The following is a 22,308-nucleotide window of genomic DNA, read 5'->3' on the forward strand; positions in this document are numbered from 1 at the left end:
TTAAAAGGGGAACCGGCCGGGCTTTTGGTCCGCGTCGAAACAGGCCAGGACATCGTCAACGCTGACATCGATATTGATGCCCAAATCGCCGGCGGCTTTCACTAGCATCAGGGCCGTGAACAAATCAGGGTCCAGCATGATGACCTGCATGAGTTTGCTGTCATCGCCGACCACGCCGGCCAGCTCCTGAACAAGCCGCTCCGGCGATGTTTTTTTAGCCAAGGCTTCCAGTTTTTTATTGAGCTTATCGAATATCTCATCGGGCAAATGGCCGAACAGTCTATCGAACGGATCTTCGGCGCCCGGCTGTTCATCCGGAGGCAGCAGGCTGTCGAGAAAGCCCAGCCCCATCGAAGGATGCGCTTCATGATAGCGCTTAAGGTAATGGTCAATCAGCACCATGGTGCGATGATCTTTCTCCAGCCGGGCCACTTCACGGTTAGTTTCCAGGCTCAAGATTTGCCCGTAAGAACAGCGTTCGGGGCAGCCAGAGGTCCCGGCATAAACCAGGTAATAGTTCCAGATGGGTTTTTGCCATTTGGCTTGCGCCTCTTTCACGCAATGGCGCAATAACTCGTAATGCCTGATGTCGTCCAGCGTCTCGCACAAGGTTAACAGCAGGGCTTCATCGTAGTCCGGCTGTTGCAGCGACTTTTTCAGGGGCGCCTTGACTCTGTCCAGCGCCTTGTGCAGCCGTTCCAGACTGCCGGCGTCCCGGCCGTACTGTTTTAGTCGCTCGATCAACCGGGCCAGTTCCTGCCCGGATAATAAATAATCCCTGGTGGGCGGCAATTCCCGCAACAGGGTCGCGACGGGCAGATTCGTCAGCTGCGCTTCCATGGCGGCCTGGAAATACATGTTGACCGGGTCCGTATTGAGCTTGCCCAGCGCCTCGGCGATGAGTTGCAAGCCTTGCGGCTTGTCCTCGGCGGCAAAACAGAACAGGCCGCGTATCAATTGCATCTGGAGGGCATAGCTTTTGCCCATTTTCAGGTCTTCCGCCTGCTGGATTTCCTGTTCGACCGCCGGGTATTTTTTGCCTTGTATCAGTTTGCGCGCCCGCGCCAGATGGCAGGCAAACAGCGTTTGCTTGGCAAACGTATTCAAGGGATCGGTTTTCAGGATTTTCCGCGCGTACTGGCTGGCTTTTTTATAAGCGTTATCGCGCATGGCCGCCTGGACCGCCAGGGTCAGTACCTCAAGGTCCAGCGGGAATCGGGCGAGGGTGTCATCCAGCCACTGTTTATAGCTTTCGGCGGTATCCGGAGACTGTCCATAATAGTCGAGAATCCGCAGATAACTGGCCCGGTCGTCGGGGTCGTACTGCAGACTTTCGATCAGCAACTGGTTTTTCTCCTCGGGATCCGGCTGTTGTTCCGCAAGATGGCGCAATATCAGCGCGATCTTCAAGTCATTGCCGGGGTCGCGTTCCCTGGCCAGGGTCCGGATGCACTGGCGCCAATAATATTCGGCATCGTTGTTTTCCTGCTCGCAGGCCAGCGCCTTCAACCGGTTGTGTTCGAATTCATCGACGGGGCCGAAGAGTTTCTCGAAGTCGCGCTGGCCGGCCGGATACCGGGGCAGCAGCGTAAAACAGAAGCGCCTCGCCGACTCTGAACCGCAAAGCGACCGGTATTGAGCGGCCAGATTGAATTTCAGCTTGTCGGACAGGCGATCCTTGTGCCGGCTTAACTGCTCGATGAAATCGGACTGCTTTTGATCCAGGCCCATGATGTCCCCGATCAGCCCGCGCTGTTGACGATTGAACCTTGCCATTTCCCGGACCAGCGCCCGGCCGTTCAGGGTGCAGGTCCGCAACAGGCCGGCGGTTTGCGCGTAGGGCGAGTTTGCCGGGATTTTGTCCAGCAGTGACTGCGCTTCGCCAGGCGAGGCCGGCAACGTGAGCGCCGCTTTCAGCAAGGTGCGAAAATCCCTGAAGGCGGAGCGATAGGGCAATTGTTTTAACGCCTCTTCCGCGCCCGCCGGGTTGTTGTCCTGATAGGCCTGCAACGCTGTCCGCACTATCCTTGAATGCGCCATGAAGTCGGCGTCCTGGGGCAAGGCCTGCTGAAATTCCGGATGCCGGGTGATAATCAGCAAGCCCAACAAGGCGGCCAGCCCGGGATAGTCTTTATCCAGCTGCCGGGCCGATAACCGTTGCAGGGCCGACTGGATGTTGACCGGATTTTTGGTTTGAATCAGCCAGGCAAGGTAATGATCGTATTTTTCGTACGGCGGCTGTGCCTGCTGGCTGTAATTTTCCCACAGCCCCAGCGCCTCCTTATACATGCCCTTGGCGGCAAATACCGACGCTCTTTGCAGGTAACAATAAGCCAATTGCTGGCGCCAATCGCTGTTGTCGGTATCCTTCAGTAATTTTTTATACAGCTCGATCGCTTCCTTGTACTTGCCGGCGTTCAGCTGGGACAGAGCCTGGTTTTCAAGATTATTCCCGGCTGAACCGGAAACGGGCATTGGGTTCTTTTTCATGAGTATGATTGTTCTTGCAGGGGCTGATGAACAATGGAAACGGGCCATTATAAAGCATCCTTCTCGTTAGAAAACCTAAGACGCAAAATCAGCATTGATAAATCGAGGTTTAACGCATTTATAAAAATCGGATTGAAACCCGCCGCGAATGATTTTCAACCCTCCAAAACGGCAAATTGTCTATTGGTCGGATAAATTCCGGGACCAAAACCGGTAAGATTGCCTCTTTGCCAGGACGCGCAATCACAAAAAAGCCGGGCAAGCGGGCCGGTCCCGAATCTGAAAATTTCACCAGCATTAAGATATGAAAAAATGAAGTGGCGGCAGCGTATAAGATTAAGCGCCGCAGTGATATCCACTGCGGCTTTCATGATCATGGCAACCGGCGGCCCGGACGCGGCCGCGGAGCAAATCCCCGTCCTCAAAAACGGCGGTTTCGAATCGCTCCGCGACGCCCGGACGGGCACTGATGGGGGGGGAAAAAAATGGAAGCTGGATACGGCAGTCCGGATTCCCTCTGACTGGCAACCGAACCCGGCTTATCCCGGACGATTGCGGATTGGCACTGACGCGCCGCATTCGGGGGCGCGATTTGTCCATATCGCCGCCCCGACCCGCGGCGCCGCGCATCTGTACCAGGGCTGCCGGGGCTTGCGGGCGGGCAACTGGTATCACGTTTCCTTGTGGGCCCGGGGCGGCGCGTTCTCGGTGCAGTCGTACGAATATTTCCGGAACCGGCCGACCGGCGGCCAGACGCTGCTGCAGGAACATGCCGGCGCCCAATGGCGGCAATTCACCGCTTTCTATCAGCCCGCCGGCGATGGCTATCTGAATTCGGCGTTGGCGATCGCCGCAGCCTCACCGGAAGGCGTCGATATCGACGACGTGCGCGTGGAACCCGTGGCTTTGCCGGAACCGCCGGCCGATGCGGCGGACATGGTTTTTCAGAACGAGGCCGTGGAATGGCGTTTATCGCCTTCCGGTTTTTTGACCCGGTTTGCCAGTCCGGCCTCCGGCAAGGACTACGCCGCCATCGCGGCCAGACGGCCGCTGCTGACCGCCTCGCGGGCCGGCGTGCAAGGCTTGCCGGCAACCCGGATCTCCCGAACGGGCGATGTCCTGACGGCACGGTTCATCGATCCCGAGATCAAGGTCAGCTTGCGCGTTATTTCCGCGCCGCATCATTTCACTTTCGAGGTGCTCAGCGCCGAACCCGCGGACCTTGATGCCCTTGCCATCGGCTTCCCTTTGCGGCGCCTGAAGACCGTGGCGCCGGCCATCAACGCCACCTACGATGACGAATTCGGCGCGGCTTTTTTCGGCATCAGCGAAAACACGGTCAATCAACCCATGCCGGCAAGCCAGTCGATACAATGGCTGAGAAGCGGCGCGCATCGCCGTCATGGTCTCGTCGGCGCCAAATTTTCGCTGGCGGCGGCGCCCATCGGGGATTTCACGACCGCGATCCGGGAGGCCGAGCGCGCGGCGGGCCTGCCGTCTCCCACGTTGGGAGGGAAATGGGCGCGCGAATCGGAATCGGTGCAAAAGTCCTATCTGTTCGCCACCGATGCCTCGGAAGCCAATATCGACGCGCTGATCGACTATGCCAAACTGGGTGGCTTCGGCACTCTCGTTTTTTTGAAAAACAACTGGTTGGAAAGCCACGGCCATTACCGGATCAATACCGACAATTTTCCGCACGGCCTGGCAGGGTTGAAGGCGGCGGTGGCGAAGATTCACGCGGCCGGTCTCGAGGCCGGCGTGCATGTATTCGGCCCCTCGATCTCGCCGAACGATGCCTACATCACGCCGAAGCCGGATGATCGTCTGGCAACGGTGCCCGTTCCGAACCTCGCCGAGGCGCTCGATGCGAAAGCCACCACCCTCACGCTGTCGGCCGAACCCGGCTTGCCGCCGACAGGCCCTGGCGGCAGGGAGTTTCCGGGGCAATACCTGAGAATCGGCGATGAGATCATCCGTTATGAAGCCGCGCAGCCGGCCCCCCCGTTCCGGTATGTCAATTGCGAGCGCGGCGCATTGGGCACCAGGGCACAGGCGCACCCGGCCGGATCGAGCGTAAAGAGGCTGCTCACGCTGTGGGGATTTTTCCTGGTCGATCCCGACAGCACGCTCGCCGACGAACTGACCCAGAACTTCGCCGATGTCTTTAACAGTGCGGATTTCGACATGGTGTACTTTGATGCCAGCGACGGCATCATCGATGCCTATATCGACAGCTGGTATTACCTGAACCGCCTGCATCTCGCCTATTACCGCAAATTCAACAAGGATGTGCTCTATCAGGTCAGCAATGGCCTCGGTACCGATTTGCGCTGGCACATCGTGCCGCGAGCCGCTTCGGCGGACGGCCATGGCGATATCAAGGGCTATCTCGACGAGCGCTGGCCGCAGATTCTGCGGATGAACGCGAACTTCACGCGGCCCGATATCGGCTGGTATTACTGGTTCAAGGACATGCGCCCGGACCAGCTCGAGTATGTCGCCGCCAAGGCGATGGCCGTGGACGGATCGCTTTCTCTGGAGACCTCGCGGGAGGCGTTGGAAAATCAGACGCAGTCGCGCCAGATGCTGGATACGCTGCGAAAGTGGGAGCAGTTCCGGCATGCCGGCCCCCTGCCCGCGCCGGTCAAGGCCAGGCTGCGCGAACCGCAAAAGGATTTCAAGCTGTTTGATGATGCAGGCGGCGGCTGGCAGCTCTACCGCGCCGCCTACGAGCCGTTAAGATACGTCGATGTGCTGGACGGCCGTCAAAATACCTGGACCATCCGCAACGATGAGCCGGGCGACCATGAACTTGGCGTGGAGATCATTGCCGGCAGCATGGCTGGAGCATCAGCCGCTTACGGCCGCCCGGACGCGCTCACGATCGAAGGCTTTGAGGACGCGGCCGCCTTCCGGATGAGCGGTCGCAATCAATACGAGAAGCTTGTCCCCCGGCCTGACAAGCTGGTCTCGCCCGCCGGGCCCGTGCGCGACGGCGTGCGCCAGCATTTCGAGACTACCCGCGGCGAGACAAGGACCGGCGGCAGCGCCCTGCGCTACTCGGCGACGAACGAAGGGGCATTTGGCGGCTGGTCGGCGATCGGCCGGCGCTTCGAGCAGCCTCTGAACCTGGCGGGCAAGAATGCTTTGGGCGTCTGGGTTCTGGGCGACGGTAAATACGAACAGCTTCGCATCCAGCTTCGCGATGCCAAGGGACAGCGTGTCGATTTCGAAGCCGCTGTCGACTTCACGGGCTGGCATCTGCTGGCCTTCCCTTTTCCTGCCGACAGTCAGTTCGACTGGGCGCGGACAGAATATCTGCTGTTTTATTTCGACGCCGTGCCGGCCAAAACGACGGTCAGCGTCACGCTCGACAATGTCCGTGCCTTCCGGACGCAAGCGCCGGCGGCTTCGCTCGATCGGCCGATCATCACGGTCAACGGCGAGAGCATGGTCTTTCCCGATGTGCTGGCGGCGGGACAGGCGCTGACGTCGGAAGGCCCTGGCGATACGACCCACTGGCCCGGCGGCATGGCGCCGGGCAATAAGATCGAACGCACCCGCCTGCGGCTTAAGCTGAAGCCGGGCGAAAACACGGTAACGGTTTCGGCGGCGAAACCCGATGCGTTTCCCGGCGACATCCGCGTCCTGCTGTATCATCTCTGGCCGATGGCGCAGGATTGAGTGCCGGGTTATTGCTGAATTTGTGTGTGTTGGAATTTGTCTAAATGAACTGATGTTATGCAGCCGTGCCGTCAGCCTGGCCCTGCCGCAGACGCATGCGCTCTGCCGGATCGAATGCTACTGGCGCATCTGTCGTTGGCATTCGTCCCCGAGGCACCCGAAACGATTTATGCGTAACAGGCAGCGTCGGGTTACGCTGCGCTAACCCGACCTACCGGAATAATATTTAACATGGAAATCACCTAATAATTTGCGATGCGGCTCATACAGATCAAAGGGAGCACCTTTATCGTACGGATGCATTGTAGGGGCGGACCTGTGTGTCCGCCCTGTTTCGGGTGCACAACGGGTTATCGGAGAACTGTTGAGCAAGGGCGAACACACAGGTTCGCCCCTATGTGTCTGTTCATTTTACGGTATCAAGGCATCAATCCGATTCTAGATCGCGATGAGGGCATCGCTCCCACCATCGTCCATGCCTGGCGCGCAACATCCGTTAAAAAGAATGCCTGTGAGAATGTCGGCTTCTTCCCCGCCCTTTCCCTTGCCGGCCTGAAACTATTCCGATTGTATGCTTTTGCCGAAGTCGATCAGTTCCTGGCGCATGGCCTCACGGATCGCGGCTTTGTTGCCGGCATCCAGCTGATACCGCCGCGCCAGTTTTTTATAATCGTCCTCGGTCAGCGATACCGTCAGCCTCGGGCGCTTAGGCGGTTTGATGTCCAGCTGAATGATCTTTCTGATTTGGTCGGAGGTGCTCAGGCCGTTTTTGTTGGCTTCACGCCGGATGCTTTCGGATACGCCGGTGCCAAATTCGAAAGCGACCTGGATGGCGCGTATGCTTTGCGCCGATTTTTTCCAGTTTTCAGGCAGGTCTTTTTTATTCATAGGCTTGTTTGTTTAAATTTGGATAAGCGGCAGCCGCTCGATTGCGGGTATTGTAACCACAAAGAACACGGAGTTCACGACTGCCCGGCCCGCGTCTGTCCCTGCGCAAGCGCAGGACCGCGGGCGGGAATCGGACAGGCTGAGGAAAAATAGCGGCCGCACCAGTCGTTTGAGCCGCCATGAAAACAAGCCATTCACCGACCGGCTGGGCACACGGGGTATTCAATCCGGTAGGGTACGCATCTCGTCCGAGACTGTGAAAGTATTCAATTTAAAAGATTTAACCACGAAGGACACGAAGCACACGAAGTTTTAAGTTATTGATTAATTTTATTTTTTCTTCGTGTCCTCGGCAACTGCTCCTGCGTTGCTCTACCTCCTGCATCCCTGCAGTCGTTCGTGATCTTCGTGGTGAATAAGGCTTTTTTATGACGCTTTTCACTAATTCTTTCACAGTCTGGTCCCTTTTGGGATGGCATTTACCGGGACCGCTGGGAATGGTACGCAATGCGTACGAGACTGTGAAAGTATTCGTTTTTTGAAATTTTCACCACAATATGTTGTGCATTTGATATTTGTATATAACAACATATAGACATTGAGGAGAAAAATTCTGAATACTTTCACAGTCTGGTACCCTACTGTATTTTTCAGGCAGGCTCATCAATAATTTGCACAACAGTCGTTGTTCAAGTAAGGACTGATTGCTCTAATTGCTTTTTACGGGATCACTCTCGCGTTTTAGGCGCTTGAACTCTTCGGTCAGCATTTTGACGCGTTCCCAGGTTTCATGTTCCATGCTGATTTTATGCTGCATGGCCGAAAACACTGGCAAGAATGAAATCTCGAATAATTCCGCCAGTTTATGCAGCACCGCGTCGGCGCCCGGCATCGGCTGGTTGACCACTTCCACATTCATTTCGACCTGGGCGATCTGCTCGCGCAGGTGCACGATGTGCTGATTCAATTCGGCCAGCGGCGAAGGCGCCTGCAAGTGCCGGCCAATAACGGTCAGCTGCTCGGCGATAACGGACAACTGGCTGGCCAGCAATCGTGCCGGGTCGTTTTCATCGCCGAGTTTCCTGAGGCGCGCATATTCGTTCCTGATCGCGCTCCAGCGCTCGCTTTCCCCGGCGTTCAGAAGCCCCCGGATTTCCTTGAGTTTGAGCAGATTTTCCTCGGCGCCCCGGGTCAGGGTCTGCGCTTCGCCGACGTAATGATCGCTGATCAGATTCCGCAGTTCCTCGTCGTTCATGACCGATGTGACCTTTTCCGCCATCTTGTTCATGTTGCGGTAACTGCCCTGCAGTTTGAAAGGCGGCTCGGTGCGGTAGCGGTCGTCCTGCGCCGCGGAATGGATATACTGCTGATTGACCGCCAGCACGACATCACGGATCTTGAGCATTTTCTCCAGGACGGCGACGATTTCCCGGCTTTCCGAGGCGGCGTAGCGGTGTTCGAACTCATTGTCGGACACGGTTTCGCCGGCAGCCTTGCGCAGGAACCGGTAGACGTCGTCCATGCCGCGCGTGGCCAGCGGCTGCAGGAGCGGATTGGAGGTCAGGCTGTTTTCGATATAGCTGAGCGCGAAGACCTCGTCATTGCCGCTCAGGACATCGCCCAAATTGTAAATATCGGCGCGGTTGGCCAGCATGTCCGGAATTTTGAAGACCTCGCCGGATTCGGTGTAGGGGTTGCCGGCCATGATCACGCAGAATTTTTTGCCGCGCAGGTCATAGGTTTTGGTCCGCCCCTGCCAGACGCCCTCGATGCGCCGCGAGCCGTCGCACAGGGAGATGAATTTCTGCAGGAACTCGGCATGGGTATGCTGGATGTCATCCAGATAAAGCATGACGTTATTGCCCATTTCCAGCCCCAGGTTCAGCTTCTCCAGTTCCCTGGCGGCCGTCGCATTGGGCGCCTGCGCGGGGTCCAGGGAATGCACGGCGTGGCCCAGGGCCGGGCAATTGATCTTCATGAACACCAGCCCCAGGCGATTGGCGACGTATTCCATCAGCGTGGTTTTGCCATAGCCGGGCGGCGAAATCAGCAGCAGCAGGCCCATCAGATCGGTGCGCTTGGCGGCGCCCGCCGCGCCCATTTGCTTGGCCAGGTTGTCGCCGATCAGCGGCAGGTAAACCTCGTTGATCAGCCTGTTGCGCACGAATGAGGTCAAGGGTCTGGCCTGATAGCTTTCCAGGCGCAGCTGTTCCCGTTCGGCGGCGATCAGCTGCTGGCGCAGGGTCTGGTAGCGCTGGAAGCCGGGCACGATTTGCGTGCGGTGCCGGTGCAGACGTTCGCCGAATTCATCGATACTGATGCTGAGCCGTCTGTCTTCAATGCGAGCGTGATCGCCCATCAGGTTTTCGATGGTGACTTCCAGGGTTGCCGGGCTGATTTTTCGATTGAGGCCGGTTCCCAGGATGATCATCACCGCTTCCGGGATGAAGCGCTGAAAAGTGCCGTACTGCGGCTGTGCCGTGATGCCCGCCAGCCAGCCGGCGGTCAGTTGCCATTGGGCATCAAGTTGCTCCGCGCAGTGCTGCAAGGCGGTTTCGTAGTCGCCGCGATGGCCGATGCTTTCCAGATGCTGGTACAGCGCATTGACCAGGGCATCGGCCTGCCGGCTGGTAATGAATTCGGGAACGCTGGCCGCCAGTTCGGCCAGCAGGTAATCGCCGGCACTGGCGGGGTCCGCCGCCGCCAGGCCGGACAGGGTCTTGAACCGCGCCAACTGCGCGGTGATCTGGCCGGACAGGTCCTGATGCGCCTTGAGGCTGCCCAAAGACTTTTGCAGCAGCGCGGCGCTTTGGGCGAGCCGCCGCAGGTTTTGTTTCTGGGTCTCATCGATGGCGGCGAAATGCCAGTAGGCCAACGCCAGGGCGCGCGTTTCCGGCGTGAAGCGCAACAGCCCCGCGGCCTGCCGCGCCGGCAGCAAGTGTTCCAGAATCCGGCGGGCGTCGACATCGTGTATGCCTTTGTCATAGCCTTCCTGATAGCGCGGCGTCGCATAGCGGCGGATCAACTGCATCAGCGCATCGTCCTGCAGCAGCGCCGCATGGAGTTCGTCCAGCGTCAGTTGCCCGAGCCCTTGCTCGGCGCTGTGCAGAATCGAAGCGGCCAGGTATTCGGCCCGGTAAACCTGCCCGGTTTCGGAAATCAGGGCCTGATCCCAAAACTCACGGAGCTCATCGAGCTCCGGGTGTTCGGCCCGGGCATAATAATCGGTGCCGATCAAATGCCAGACCAGCCGGTTCTGACGATTGATCAGGGTCAGGTCCAGGGGCTGGGTATTGACGCTGAAGCGGTGCCGGCCCAGTTTGATGAGCGCGCCGCCGTCCTCGAAGATGTCCCGGCGGTCGCGCAGGGAGCGCAGCGCCTGTTCCTGCATGGCCTTAAGCCGGGCCTGGGCGTCATCGGCCTGTACCGAGGCGTCCAGGGCCTGCAAGTGTTCGATCATCTGGCGCAGTTTCCGCACCATGGCATCGGCGGCCAGGTAACTGTTCAGCGCATCCGGCTCGTCAAAGGTCTGCAAGCGCCGTTCGATGCCGGCGAACAGCCGGTCGATGGCCGCGACGATGGTCTGCACGCGCCGCTGCCGTTCGTCCAGCAATACCTGCTTGCGCGACTGAAAGACTTCGAACAGTTGTTCCCGTTGCTGGACGATATCGGCCAGAAATTCGTCGAAGTCGGAAAACCGGCTTTCCAGCTCTTCCAGCTGGGTCAGCAGGCGGGTCAGCTGATCGTCGCATTGCCGGGGCGTTTCGGCCGATTCCAGGGCGCTGCTGATGCTTTGCGAAAACAGTTTGAACTGGGCGGCGAATTCGGCGACCGCTTCCTCGGAGCGGAAGCTTTTGCGCTTGTGCCGGGCGCCGGCCTTGATCTGGTTGAGTTTGCTGTAGAGTTCGGACAGGGCTTCCAGAATACCGGTCCTGACCTGGGCGTCTTTGACTTCCAGGCCGGCCAGCGTTTCATTCAGCAGGTCCAGATTCTGGCTCATCTGGTCCAGCTGTTCGAGGACGGGTTGAATTTCGGCTGTGGTCTGGCTGTTGTCCAGTTGCGCCTGATAGGCCGACAGGCTGTCATGAAATGGCGCGAGCGCCGTCTCGCTGCTTAAAAAGCCGACGGTCGCCTGGCCCAGCGCATCCAGTTCGCGGGCCAGATCGTCCTGCAGCGATTGCACGGCGGCCTGGTCGATATAGCGTAGTTCCCTGATCGTGGTCAGGTGACCCTGTTGCCTGTGCATGGCGTCCAGGGCCTGGACGAATTCCCCCGGCGTTTTCCAGCTGTCGACATACAGGTTTTTCAGCAGGTTCCGCTGCCGGGTTTCGGCCTCGCTCAGGGCCTGGTTGGCTTGCTGGCGGATGCTTTCGACCTTTTCAAACTCGTCCAGCACCAGTTCCGCGGTGGCGCGGATTTGCCGGATATCGGCCCCGAGCGCGCCCGCCTCATCGGCATCCAGCCAATGGTAGGCGTCGAACAGGCGTTGTCCGGCCTCGATCAGGGCTTCGTAGTGGGCCAGCGTGGCGTGCCGGCTCGAAATCGCCCGCACCAGGCTGTAGCCGTCGGAAATGCCCCGGACCAGTTCGGCATTGCCGATTTTGCCGAAAAATGACTGGCGCGCCGGCTGCTGATGCATGAACTCTTCGTGAAAATACGGCGTTTCCCACAGCTGCATCGGATGGATGCGGCCGGGTTCGTCGTTTTCGGCCCGGAATACCAGCATCCGGCCGCTGCGGAACAGGCACACGCCGTGCGCGATGATCGGGTTTTGCAGGCTTTTCTCGATCAGGTTGTAGGAGAACAGCACGCTGATGCCGGCATCGGCTTCATAGAAGCGGTACAGCACGTCCTCGCCGTTGGGCGAGCGCAGCACGCTGGCAAACGTCAGGCCGGCCGGGACGTTTTCAAACAGCCGGGTTTCGCCGTTTTGCAGATAATAGCCGCCGGGGAAAATCAGCCCGTGGTTGTCCGGCAATTGCACGCAGGACTGGCCGATGGCGTCGATACGGTTGACCTGCCGGGTCAGGGTGTTGAAGACCAGGTAGCGGCAGGCGCTTTCGCGGTACGGGCGTATTTTCAGCACGATCAGGGTGCCCAGTCTGGCGTAGGCGATCTCGGCGTCGGCCAGCGACTGGTGCGGGTCGTCGACCGGTTCGCGGTAAATGCCCAGGCCGTCTTCGGTATTGTTTTCGACCTTGACGGTCAGGTCGCCGCCGATGGTCTCGACGAAAACCTCATCGAGGATACTGATGTGCGGGTGCTTGCCGGCGACATGGTCCTCGCGCCGGGTCGCGGTCCATTCGAAGTCGTGGGCCGGATGCCGCGGCAAATCGCGTTCGCCCCGGTTGTCGATATAGCTGACTTGATCGTCACGTATTTGCCAGCGGAACACCCGGATGTCGTCCAGTTTCTGGCCAATCTGGAACACGGCCAGCAGTTGTTCGTGGCCGGCATGCAGGGACAACAGGCGCGTGGTCTTGTAGTAGCGGTAAAGTTCCTTGAAGTCGGCGACAAACCTTTCATCCAGCAAAAAATGGTCCGGCGAGGCATGCGCTTCGAGATCGAAGCCGTCTTCGGTTTCGACGAGATTGTACAGGCTGAAGACATCCTCGACCCGGGTCTCTTTCTTCATGCCGATGAACACGTTGTAACCGAACAGCATCAGGTGCTTGCCGACCCGGCCGATATCGCGCGGCACGCAATTGTTTTCGGTACGCGCCCGTACCCGGCCGATGATTTTCAGTTCCGTTTGTCCGAATTCCTCGGCGCGCAGCGTGTTGAGGCGGTCGATTTTGGCCTGCAGAGCGAGCCCTTGCTGATCCAGGCGCTTGCGGATCACTTCAAAGGCTTCGCCTTCGGTAACGGTTTGCTGGATGTCGGAAATGGTTTCTTCAGTCATGAGCGATCAGGTTTAAAAGCTGTTGATATAGTCCAATAAGGTTCTGCGCTGCGCGTGGCCGTCGATCCAATCGCGGATACGCACGATTTCGTCATAATCGGCTCCCAATAGCTCTCTGAATTTTTGTTCCTTCAGGTCCTGGAAATGTACTTCCCGGATTTGTTTTTGCCAGCTGTCATAGAAAATCCGGGGCAGTTTATCGGCCAGTTCCAGCGATATGATCAGTTCCCATTCGCCGTTGTCCAGCCAGACTTCATTGCAGCGGACGCACAGGTCGATTCTGTTTTCGGTTTCGGCGGCGATGCGGTATTTGGTCATGATGCCGGCGCATTTCGGGCAAAACAGCGCATGCGAGGCGTCGGCCGGTTCGACGCAAGTACCTTGCTGTTGGTCGACGGCCAGTTGTTCCGCCACCGGATGCCGGTCCAACCAGGTCCGGTAGCTGAGCAGCGAAACCAGGGCGCCACGGCACTGGCTGCAACTTTCGGCGGGCAATTCGGCGGTGAGTCGGGTGGGTTTTAATCGATGCGTTTTACAGAAGGGGCAATTCATTGTGTGTCTCCATGGCGGCCGCTATCGACCCTGTAAATCCGTGTCTGTATTGATTACGTAGCCCGGATGAAGCTTGCGGAATCCGGGCCATGCAAGGCTTTCGAACGCCCGCATGCCGCCACGCTCCATGCGGGCTGCATTGTCAATTACTCAACTGTTCCAACAGTGCCTGCATCCTGGTTTTGTCTTCGATACTGCCTTTCGTCGTCAGCTTGTTCAGGAAGGCCGCCACCGACAGGTTTTGCAGATCATCGGAACCAAGATTCGCGGCGATTTGCTTAATGTCCTCGATCAGGTTCGCCTCGCCGCGCAGGTGGTCTTTAAACGTGGTTTTCAGCAAGTCGCTTTTATTGACCGTGCCGTCTATCGATTTACCGACCGCCAGCGCGCGCATGTAGCGTTCGAAGAATTCGCCGTCGCCGCCGACAATGTCGATGTTGGCCTGCTTGACCGCTTCGGCGAACACGCCCGCGTTCAGCGTGGCCGCTTCGCGGCCGGCTTCGATGGCGGCCAGGGTTTCGGTATGCGCGGTATCGACTTGCAGGCGGAATTCCTCGTGGCTGCGGGTTTTCTCATCCATGCTGGCCATCGCGGCAAATTTATCCTTCAGGCCGTCGGCTTCAGCCTGGTAATGCTGCCGTACGGCTTCGGCTTCGGCCTGGCCGCGGCGTTCGATGGCTTCGGCTTCGGCAATCTTGATTTTTACGTCGACCATGGCTTGTTTTTCCTCGGAATCGGCATCGGCATTTTTGATGCGCACCTGCGCCATGCCGACGGCTTCATCGCCCTGCGCTTGGGCCGCCATGCGCTCGCGCAGCACTTTCGCTTCGGCCAGGCCAACGGCGGCCTGTTCCGCCTGAATGCCTTCGGCCAGCCGGATTTTGGCTTGCGCCTGTTTTTCCGCGGCTTCGAATTCCGCGCCGGCCAGCACCAGGGTTTCGCGCGCCTTGAACTGGGCGCTTTGTTCGGCCGCTTCCGCGGCTTTGATATCTTTCACCAGGCGCTCCTGCGCTTCCGCCTCCGCGGCGATCACGGTCGCCTGGCGTTTGCGGTCCGCTTCCGATACTTCGCGCAACTCCTTGATGCGTTCCTCTTCCTCGGCCACATGTTTTTCAACGGCGATGCGCGAACGGATCACCTCGGCGATTTCTTTCTTTTGCTCTTCCAGGGCCTTTTCCTTGGCGATGCGCTGCAATTCGACTTCTTTTTCCCGGTCTATAATTTCAAGCTGGCGCACGCGCTCGACTTTTTCCGTTTCGATGGCGATGGCCCGTTGCCGGTTTTTCTCGGCGACCTCGATTTCCCGCTGCTTGTTTTCGTTGTCGATGCCCAGGGTCTGTTCGGCCGCGATGCGGGCCCGTTCTTCCTTGGTGTGCTCTTCCGCCTTGATCTTTTCGGCTTCCGCCTTTTCCCGCGCCTGCACGCTGGCGATTTCCCGCTGTTGCCTGGCCTCGGCGTCGGCCTGTTGCCGTTCCAGCTCCAGGATCATCTCTTTGGTTTCGACATCCTTTTTCTTGATCTGCATTTGTTCATCGCGTTGCAGCTCATTGGTGCGCACGTGCTGTATCGCCGTCAGTTCGGTAATCTTGCGGATGCCCTGGGCATCCAGAATATTGTTGGCATCCAGCTGGTTCATCGGCGTTTGTTCGAGATAATCGATGGCGGCGTCTTCCAATACATAGCCGTTCAGGTCCTGCCCGATCACCTGAATGATTTCGTCGCGGAAGTGGTTGCGCTCGCGGTACAAGTCCTCGAAGTCCATGCGCTTGCCTACCGTTTTCAAGGCCTCCGAGAACTTGGCGCTGAACAGTTCTTCTATGGTGTGCTGGTCGGAGGCCCGCTCGCAGCCGATCGCCTGCGCCACTTTCAGCACGTCCTCGCGGGTTTTGTTGACGCGCACGAAGAAGGTGACGACGATGTCGGCGCGGATATTGTCCTTACAGATCAGCCCCTCGCCGCCGCGCCGGTTGACTTCCACGGTCTTCAGCGAAATGGCCATTTTTTCGACGCGGTGCAGCACTGGTATGACCAGACCGCCGGTGAAGGTCACCTTGGGTTCGCTGCTCAAGGTGTTGATGATCATGGCCTGTCCCTGGTCGACCTTGCGATACATCGAGGCAAAGACGATCAGCGCTCCGATCAGGATGACTGACGCGGCAATGGTAACGGTGATGATGATTTCCATGACTACTCCTGATTAGTCCTGTTTGCTGATGAAATAGAGGTTTTTATCCGGGTCGTATTCATAAATTAAAGCGTGGTCGCCTTTTTTGAAGTCGTTGGGCGCGGCCGCGCGGATCGAGATGATCAGCCCGGCGCCGCCATCCTCGACTTTGGCCTGGCCGAACTGTTCGTTGACGGTCAGGGAGGTGATTTCGCAGTATTTGGCCACCAGGGAACGGTTGCTGCGCGCTTCATGCGTGACAAAAAGCCTGCTCAACGGCCGCGTGATTTTTCCTGTCAGATACACTGAAAAAATCAAGCTGATGACCAGCGCGGCCGCGCCGGCGGCGTTGTAAACGAGGCCTGCCGGCAGCCATGGCAGCAGCCAGGCGGTACTGAACAGGCTCAGGCTCCAGGCGAACAGGAACAGCAGGCTGAGCGACAGGGTGATGGGCACGCCGGCCAGGCCGAACGTGGCCAAAAGTCCCGCCAAACCGGCCTCGCTGTCGATATCCACATCGAGAAAATCGAACACGCCAAACAGACTGAACAGCCAGAACACCAGGCATATGGCCAGCGGAATGGTGTAGACCACGGTCGGAAAGCTGCTGATAAGGGTGAGTACCGTTTCCATTTTTTGTCCTTGCGCGCAAAGGCAACGATGCCGGGCGGCCTGTGGTTAAAAAACAGGACTTACGCAGTTTGCCTGTTCATCCGCCGAAACAAGCGGGTTTAAAACCTGTGGGGGCGACTGAAGTCGCCCCCACAGGCTTGCGTATGTCCTGAAAAAGAAGCTTCAATATCATGTGCCTTAAGGGTTGTTGTTGTGATTGTCGTCATACCGGCCAGGAGGCAGGCGTCGCGGCCGCGCCGGCATCGTTTTATGCCGGCGAACCGAAACCGCTGTCCTGAGCATCGCGATCAGGCTTCAGACCGCTTGGCCTTCAATCGGTCCAGAATGGCCGAAGCCGTGGCTTTTTTGGTGATGATGCCGGCATCCTGCAGTTTCTCTTGCAGCCGGTCGCCGTTTTCCTCCTGTTGAATCGCGAGGGCCGCCTGCATTTGGTCGACTTTTTTTTGCTGCTTGGCTTTGATCCGTTCCAGCGATTCGGTGGCCGAACGCAAGGACGACCGGCTGCCGGAAAATCGGGCGGCTACGGCTTCGTTGGCCTTGTGCACGCTTTCCGTGGTTTTGACCAGGGTCAATTCCCGGTCCATGCCCTGGATGTTGCGTTCGGTGGCGGCGATAGACTGCTTCAGGGTCGCGATATTGCTGTCGAGGCTTTCCAGAACCACCGCTTGGGCATCCAGCTCATTGCTTAAGGCGGCGATTTTTTCCGCTATCTCCAGAGCCAGGGCTTCATTGTTCTTCGCCAATGCCTGATTGGCGTACTGTTCATGTTCCGCGATGGCCGTCTGCAGGCCGTTCACTTTCCGCTGCACCGCCATTTGTTCGGCAATGACTTCGGTCAGGCTTTCCCTGGCGCGGTTTAAATGTTCCTTGGCGTCGCGGATTTCCTGTTCCAGTATCCGTATCCCTTGAGAATCGACCAGGGCTTCGCCGGTTTCGGTAGCGGCACCGCGCAGCGCGGTCAGGAGTTTATTGAGTAGGTTCATGTTGTTCGGCTCCTAATGATGAGGCGTCATTTCAGGTAGTCCGCCATCAGTTCAATGGCGTCCAGGGTGTTGTCACTCAAAGTCTCAATTTCATGCAGAATGGCATCGGCATCCGAGCGGGTACTCAAGGCGCCGAAAATAATGTATTGATGGCCGATTTTGGAAAATGACGACAGCGGCATCGGAATGTTCAGGGCTAGCAAGGCTTCCAGTAACGCTTCGCGTTGTTCCGGAATGATCTCTTGTTCTTGCCAGAGATAGGAAACACAAAGAATCTGGCTGTCATCAATCGTCACATATACCGGGAATTCCTCGCGATCCTGGATCAGGACCTGAAGCACCTGCAGGTCCTCTTCGATGATTTCCGGCGCCAAAGCCGCGCCATTGTTGAATCTGGACTTGTGCAACGAGTCCGCCAGCTGCGTTAACGTTATTTTGTTATTCATGGGTTACTCCTTGTGCTGAGTGGCGCTGACAGAATAGATTCTTACCCCATATTATGTCAAGACATATTATGGGGATTCTGGATGTGATCATATTAAGAATAGCTGCTTTTAAGAAATTGACAGGTTTTTAGCGGGGCGGGCGAAAAGCCGGGCATTTTTCACTGAATGATCAAATCGGTCCGGGCCAAGGCTTGCCGCTACGTAATTTCACTTATTGATCCAGAGTCAAACTGGGCATTTAATCGGCATGATTGGCCGGTTATGCCAACCTCGAACCGATTGCCTGGCCGACTATGCCAGCCATCAGCTTTACCCCCATTCGTCCCATTAACCAACCCAGGACTGTGTAATTATGAAAAGCCTTCCTTTGGCCAGACTAGGCCCCCACGAATCCGCGCCCGGCGTGGTCGATTTCGGACTGTTGCTGCCCTGGGTTTCGGCGAGCGCCGGCAACCGGCTGTTTATAAAGCTCATTCATGAGCGGGATCAGTTCATCCAGGCCATACAGCCGATGGCTATCGAGCTGCGGCATGGCGTCGATGCCGAGTACGGCGACGCCTGGTCGGTAACGGTTGATTTCAACATTGTCCGCGACGCGCAGCCGGGGTCGCATTTCGGTTCGCCCGGCCGGCATGTCTACCGTTACGAGCTGCATAACCCGAATGTCGGCATACTGGACTGGATTATCGATCCCTTTGCCCGCGAATACGCCGTCGGCAAGCTCTCCGCCTTTACGCTCGGCTATAGCCCTTATGCCTGGAGCCCTGGCGAGGCGGACTGGAAAACGCCGGCGCTGCACGATCTGATCCTGTACGAACTGAATCTCGCCGAGTTCGGCGCCGACCTGCAAGGCGCGATCGACCGTCTCGACTATCTGGCTGATCTGGGCGTCAACGCGCTGTCGGTGATGCCGGTCAGCAATGTCGCGCTGGAGGTTGATTGGGGCTATCTGCCGCTGGGCTATTTTGGCGTCGATGAACGGTTTGGCCGGCGCGCCGATTTCCAGCATTTTGTCGATGCGGCGCACCAGCGCGGGCTGGCGGTTGTCGTGGATGTCGTTTATGGCCATACCGCTGATGACTTTCCTTACCACGATCTCTACCGGCGCCTGCAGTATCATGAAAACCCGTTTATGGGGCCGTTCGCCAAGGACTATTTCGGCGTCGGCACCGACTTCAGGCGCAGCCTGACCCGCGATTTTTTCTTTAGCGTCAACCAGCACTGGTTGGAGACTTATCACATCGACGGCTTTCGCTACGATTGTGTGCCCAATTACTGGGACGGGGCCATGGGCGACGGTTATGCCAGTCTGGTCTTTCACACCTACGAGTATGTCAAGGGCGCGCTCGCGCGGCTGTCCCGCTTCGACGCGCCGGAAGGCCCTCGTCTGATTCAGATCGCCGAGCAACTGGAAGCGCCTGAACAGATTCTCGAACAGAGCTACAGCAACGCCACCTGGCAGAATGCCACTTTCGGCGCGGCGGGGGCCTGCGCGCGCGGCGCCGCCGGAGCGATAGAGCACCTCGGCCTGCGGCTGGGCGCGGTAGGCTATATCGGACAGGCCAGCCACAATGGCGAGGTGCTGGGCAAGGCGCCGCTGCAATATATCGAGAACCACGATCACAGCCGTTTCCTGTGCGAGTTCGGACTCCGGCAACGCGACTGGAATCCGCTTTTCGCCGAAGGCGAGCGCGCGCACTGGTATCGCCTCCAGCCCTACCTGATCGCGTTGCTGACCGCGAAGGGCATCCCCATGCTCTGGCAAGGGCAGGAGTTCGGCGAAAATTACTTTCTGCCCGAGGACGGTCTGGGCCGCGTGCTGCTGCTTCGGCCGTTGCGCTGGGATTATTTCTATGACCCGGTCGGCAAAAGCCTGGTGGGTCTGACCCGCAAACTGGTGAATCTACGCAAGTCCTGCGAGGAATTGCGCCGGGGGAGCCATTATTTTCATAATGATTATGAACGGTATCTGTCACGCGGCCTGTTGCTGTTCGAGCGCACGACCGACGCGGCAACCAGTCTGATCGCGGTGAACTTCACGCATGCCGATCAAAGCGTGCCGTTTAACTTCGGGCGCGCCGGCGCCTATAACGAGCAACTGCACGGCCAGGACAACTTTGTCAGTGCGCCGGGGCAGGAACACTGGCTGACCGTTCCGTCCAATTACGGACGCATCTGGCGCAGTGTTTAGATAGGAAGCCATGCAGCCTGGGGTTTGGCTGAAACGGGTATTTTGAGCCGGATGGACGGGTCAGAAAGCCGGCGGGACTTTGGAAGCGCATCCTATCCGTGCGCGCAACCGCTGCCTTACGCAGCGGGCATGAGTGCAATCGTCGTCGCCTGTATGATGAATATCAGTCCCAGCCCACGGGCTGATACCCTTGCCCCTCAAGACATCTGTTGACGAAGTTCTCATAGGCGGAACTGCGTTTCGGCTTGCTGAATATCCAATTCAGCAAGCCGGCGACCGCGCCGGAAGCCGCTCCGATGGCCGACCCTGCCCCTGCCGATCCCACCACCGCCCCCCCTACGGCGCCCGATGCAGCGCCGATAGCAGCACCTCCGGCAGTCCCGGCCGCCGCCCGACCGGCTTCGCTGCCGCCGGAATCGATACCGGCGGCGTCGGCAAGCTCCATGCATCTCTCGATATCGCGTTCCGCGGCTTCCGACCCGACGGAGGTTAAATGCGCGTTGGGATAAAGAACCGGGCGGGTCGATGCGCAGCCCTCCACTACCAGGGCAACGACAAGGATCAAAAAAGTCTTAACCATGAGAATCTCCTATTTCAGAGGATAATTGACGGCACGGTTTCGTGCCGAATGCAAACCGATGATTACGCCACGGGGATAGCATGATATTCATGCGTAACGGTTCATTGACCGACGACCTTGAGTAGACCACTAGCACCGGGTTAGGTTCTACGCATAGCGGCAAGCAAATCGAATGAGCCGCTTTCCGCGGGTACATTGTCGTTTGGAAAGAGAAATCGGGCGGCGGTTCAGTGCGAATACTGCTCCGGGGCGCAATTGAATTCGCACCGGCGCGGGCATTGGGCCATTTTAGGCAGAAGAGGTTCAAGCGCTGCTCGGGCGCGGCAAACGCAATCAATTACCCTCTTATCGTATGTAAACCGCGAATTGCAGCCTAAAGCGGATCATTGTTGTGGCCGGAAAAGCATTGATACATCATCTTGATAAAAAACATGACTATGAACTTAACACTGATTACCTCATCCAATTATCGGGTTGATGAATGAGAGAGCCCTCATGAACGCGGAAACCACAAGCTTTAGGAACTGCCCCCATGATTTCCGGATAAGGAGAGTTACCTTAAAGGGTTCTGCCATGAATGTTAACAAGTAGACATTGATGTGTGCACATATAGCGAACAATCGCTATTTTGCTGCTTGGGCCTGGTGCCCATTATTTAGTTTCTTTCAATAGGCCGGTCCGGCCTCTATCCCAAATCCTCAAGTTGTACCTGGCCAAATCCAGGCCACAAGCATTCTTTTTATTTTCATAGAGTTAATTTATGTCCGAGCAGTTTTTGAGCCACAAAGCATCGTCATCCCCGGGCTTTGTAAATACCTCCACTTACAGACAAGACTTGATCCGGACCGTATCAAAGTATGCGCGCCCCGATTACCGGAAAGCTTTCTGGCAAATATCGAATACTTTCATACCCTACCTCGCCCTATGGGGATTAATGATTTTTTCCACGCTCCAGGGCTACCCGTATTGGGTCACCTTGCTATTAACCGTTCCGGCTGCAGGTCTGTTGGTGCGCATCTTTATATTTTTCCACGACAGCTGTCACAGTGCCTTTTTTCCTTCACGCAAAGCTAACCGGATTCTGGGCTATATTGCTGGAATTATGGTATTTACCGCCTACGAAGACTGGCAACGCACCCATATCATTCATCATTCGGCCTCAGGCAATCTGGATCGTCGAGGCGCGGGCGATATCTGGACAATGACCGTAGAAGAATATTTAGCCGCTTCGTGGTTGAAACGCCTGGCTTACAGGCTTTTTCGCAACCCTTTGGTATTGTTCGGTCTGATTCCGATCGTGCTGTTTTTAGTGGTGCAGCGCTTTCCAAGCCTTGGCGCCGGCAAACGGGAGCGTTACGGAGTAGTTTTCACCAATATCGCCCTTGCGGTTCTTATCATAGGGATGAGCTTGCTTCTGGGTTTTCAAAATTACCTTATGATTCAATTGCCCATTCTCCTTCTAGTACTACAGTTGTAGATTATTTTTCTCCCTGCGTCGTCGGTAATGGCAGGCACGGGCAACGGCTTGATGGCGTCTTCGCCATAGCGACCAGTTGACGATATGCATGATTCTCGGCGGATGCCGCCACAGCCATTGCCACAACAGCTTGCGCACTTCCGGTACCGTCAACGGGATCAGAGCTGCCGCTGCTTCCAGGCTTGCTTGCTCAGCAGTTTCCGGTTTTTTTTGCCGATGACGCGTCTTTTTCATGGCGGCACAACACCGCCAAATACGCCAACGCGGCCATTGCCAGGGTCATGTGTCGGTACCAGCCGTGCCAACTGCGCACTT

Annotated in this window: 13 protein-coding genes; 3 read left to right on the forward strand and 10 right to left on the reverse strand. The window is 57.6% G+C overall.

All coding sequences use genetic code 11. The features are described 5' to 3' along the window. Positions 1–2,490, reverse strand: coding sequence for a tetratricopeptide repeat protein (locus tag EK22_RS13505; RefSeq protein WP_036251825.1), 2,490 nt, complete (start codon positions 2,488–2,490; stop codon positions 1–3). A gap of 219 nt (positions 2,491–2,709) precedes the next feature. Between EK22_RS13505 and EK22_RS13515 the strand changes: the two genes are divergently transcribed. Further along, positions 2,710–6,177 carry an alpha-galactosidase gene (locus tag EK22_RS13515; RefSeq protein WP_152565106.1) on the forward strand — a complete coding sequence of 1,156 codons (3,468 nt, stop codon included), beginning with the start codon at positions 2,710–2,712 and terminating at the stop codon, positions 6,175–6,177. A 558-nt stretch (positions 6,178–6,735) separates the two neighbouring features. Here the strand turns inward: EK22_RS13515 and EK22_RS13520 are convergent. From EK22_RS13520 to EK22_RS13550, 7 genes are all read right to left on the reverse strand, one after another. Next, positions 6,736–7,065: a hypothetical protein gene (locus EK22_RS13520; RefSeq protein WP_020160138.1), complete on the reverse strand. Its 330-nt coding sequence runs from the start codon at positions 7,063–7,065 to the stop codon at positions 6,736–6,738. Between the two features lie 709 nt (positions 7,066–7,774). Then, on the reverse strand, positions 7,775–12,967 hold the full coding sequence (locus EK22_RS13525) for a DNA repair ATPase (RefSeq protein ID WP_036251831.1): 5,193 nt from the start codon (positions 12,965–12,967) through the stop codon (positions 7,775–7,777). Positions 12,968–12,979: 12 nt separating this feature from the next. After that, the gene (locus tag EK22_RS13530; RefSeq protein WP_036251833.1) at positions 12,980–13,519 is read right to left on the reverse strand and encodes a TFIIB-type zinc ribbon-containing protein; all 540 of its coding nucleotides are present in this window, start codon (positions 13,517–13,519) and stop codon (positions 12,980–12,982) included. 142 nt (positions 13,520–13,661) lie between these two features. Then, a complete protein-coding gene (locus EK22_RS13535) occupies positions 13,662–15,704 on the reverse strand; it encodes an SPFH domain-containing protein (protein ID WP_051961901.1) in 2,043 nt (680 codons plus the stop codon). A gap of 12 nt (positions 15,705–15,716) precedes the next feature. Continuing rightward, a complete protein-coding gene (locus EK22_RS13540) occupies positions 15,717–16,316 on the reverse strand; it encodes a hypothetical protein (RefSeq protein WP_036251836.1) in 600 nt (199 codons plus the stop codon). A gap of 287 nt (positions 16,317–16,603) precedes the next feature. After that, positions 16,604–17,299, reverse strand: coding sequence for a PspA/IM30 family protein (locus EK22_RS13545; RefSeq protein ID WP_036251839.1), 696 nt, complete (start codon positions 17,297–17,299; stop codon positions 16,604–16,606). Positions 17,300–17,325: 26 nt separating this feature from the next. Continuing rightward, the gene (locus EK22_RS13550) at positions 17,326–17,745 is read right to left on the reverse strand and encodes a DUF2170 family protein (protein WP_051961902.1); all 420 of its coding nucleotides are present in this window, start codon (positions 17,743–17,745) and stop codon (positions 17,326–17,328) included. 352 nt (positions 17,746–18,097) lie between these two features. Here EK22_RS13550 and EK22_RS13555 point away from each other — a divergent pair, with 352 nt between their 5' ends. Continuing rightward, positions 18,098–19,936 (forward strand): alpha-amylase family glycosyl hydrolase, encoded by a 1,839-nt coding sequence (locus EK22_RS13555; protein WP_036251841.1) that lies wholly within the window; start codon positions 18,098–18,100, stop codon positions 19,934–19,936. Positions 19,937–20,099: 163 nt separating this feature from the next. On the opposite strand, the gene EK22_RS13560 is transcribed toward EK22_RS13555, so the two are convergent. Beyond that, a complete protein-coding gene (locus EK22_RS13560) occupies positions 20,100–20,516 on the reverse strand; it encodes a glycine zipper family protein (RefSeq protein WP_036251843.1) in 417 nt (138 codons plus the stop codon). A 760-nt stretch (positions 20,517–21,276) separates the two neighbouring features. Here EK22_RS13560 and EK22_RS13565 point away from each other — a divergent pair. After that, positions 21,277–21,993 (forward strand): fatty acid desaturase, encoded by a 717-nt coding sequence (locus EK22_RS13565; RefSeq protein WP_235209395.1) that lies wholly within the window; start codon positions 21,277–21,279, stop codon positions 21,991–21,993. On the opposite strand, the gene EK22_RS24940 is transcribed toward EK22_RS13565, so the two are convergent. Further along, complete coding sequence (locus EK22_RS24940) at positions 21,982–22,227, reverse strand: hypothetical protein (protein ID WP_036251846.1); 246 nt, start codon at positions 22,225–22,227, stop codon at positions 21,982–21,984. The two genes, EK22_RS13565 and EK22_RS24940, sit on opposite strands and share 12 nt — an antisense overlap. Between the last annotated feature and the right edge of the window lie 81 nt (positions 22,228–22,308).

Source organism: Methylobacter sp. BBA5.1 (assembly GCF_000746145.1).
In the GTDB taxonomy this organism is placed as follows: Bacteria; Pseudomonadota; Gammaproteobacteria; order Methylococcales; family Methylomonadaceae; genus Methylobacter; species Methylobacter marinus.

Coding starts and splice junctions, on each gene's coding strand:
- EK22_RS13505 (WP_036251825.1), bottom strand. CDS start 2,490: ATGAAAAAGAACCCAATGCCCGTTTCCGGTTCAGCCGGGAATAATCTT.
- EK22_RS13530 (WP_036251833.1), bottom strand. CDS start 13,519: ATGAATTGCCCCTTCTGTAAAACGCATCGATTAAAACCCACCCGACTC.
- EK22_RS13520 (WP_020160138.1), bottom strand. CDS start 7,065: ATGAATAAAAAAGACCTGCCTGAAAACTGGAAAAAATCGGCGCAAAGC.
- EK22_RS13535 (WP_051961901.1), bottom strand. CDS start 15,704: ATGGAAATCATCATCACCGTTACCATTGCCGCGTCAGTCATCCTGATC.
- EK22_RS13540 (WP_036251836.1), bottom strand. CDS start 16,316: ATGGAAACGGTACTCACCCTTATCAGCAGCTTTCCGACCGTGGTCTAC.
- EK22_RS13525 (WP_036251831.1), bottom strand. CDS start 12,967: ATGACTGAAGAAACCATTTCCGACATCCAGCAAACCGTTACCGAAGGC.
- EK22_RS13545 (WP_036251839.1), bottom strand. CDS start 17,299: ATGAACCTACTCAATAAACTCCTGACCGCGCTGCGCGGTGCCGCTACC.
- EK22_RS13560 (WP_036251843.1), bottom strand. CDS start 20,516: ATGGTTAAGACTTTTTTGATCCTTGTCGTTGCCCTGGTAGTGGAGGGC.
- EK22_RS13555 (WP_036251841.1), top strand. CDS start 18,098: ATGAAAAGCCTTCCTTTGGCCAGACTAGGCCCCCACGAATCCGCGCCC.
- EK22_RS13550 (WP_051961902.1), bottom strand. CDS start 17,745: ATGAATAACAAAATAACGTTAACGCAGCTGGCGGACTCGTTGCACAAG.
- EK22_RS24940 (WP_036251846.1), bottom strand. CDS start 22,227: ATGAAAAAGACGCGTCATCGGCAAAAAAAACCGGAAACTGCTGAGCAA.
- EK22_RS13565 (WP_235209395.1), top strand. CDS start 21,277: ATGTCCGAGCAGTTTTTGAGCCACAAAGCATCGTCATCCCCGGGCTTT.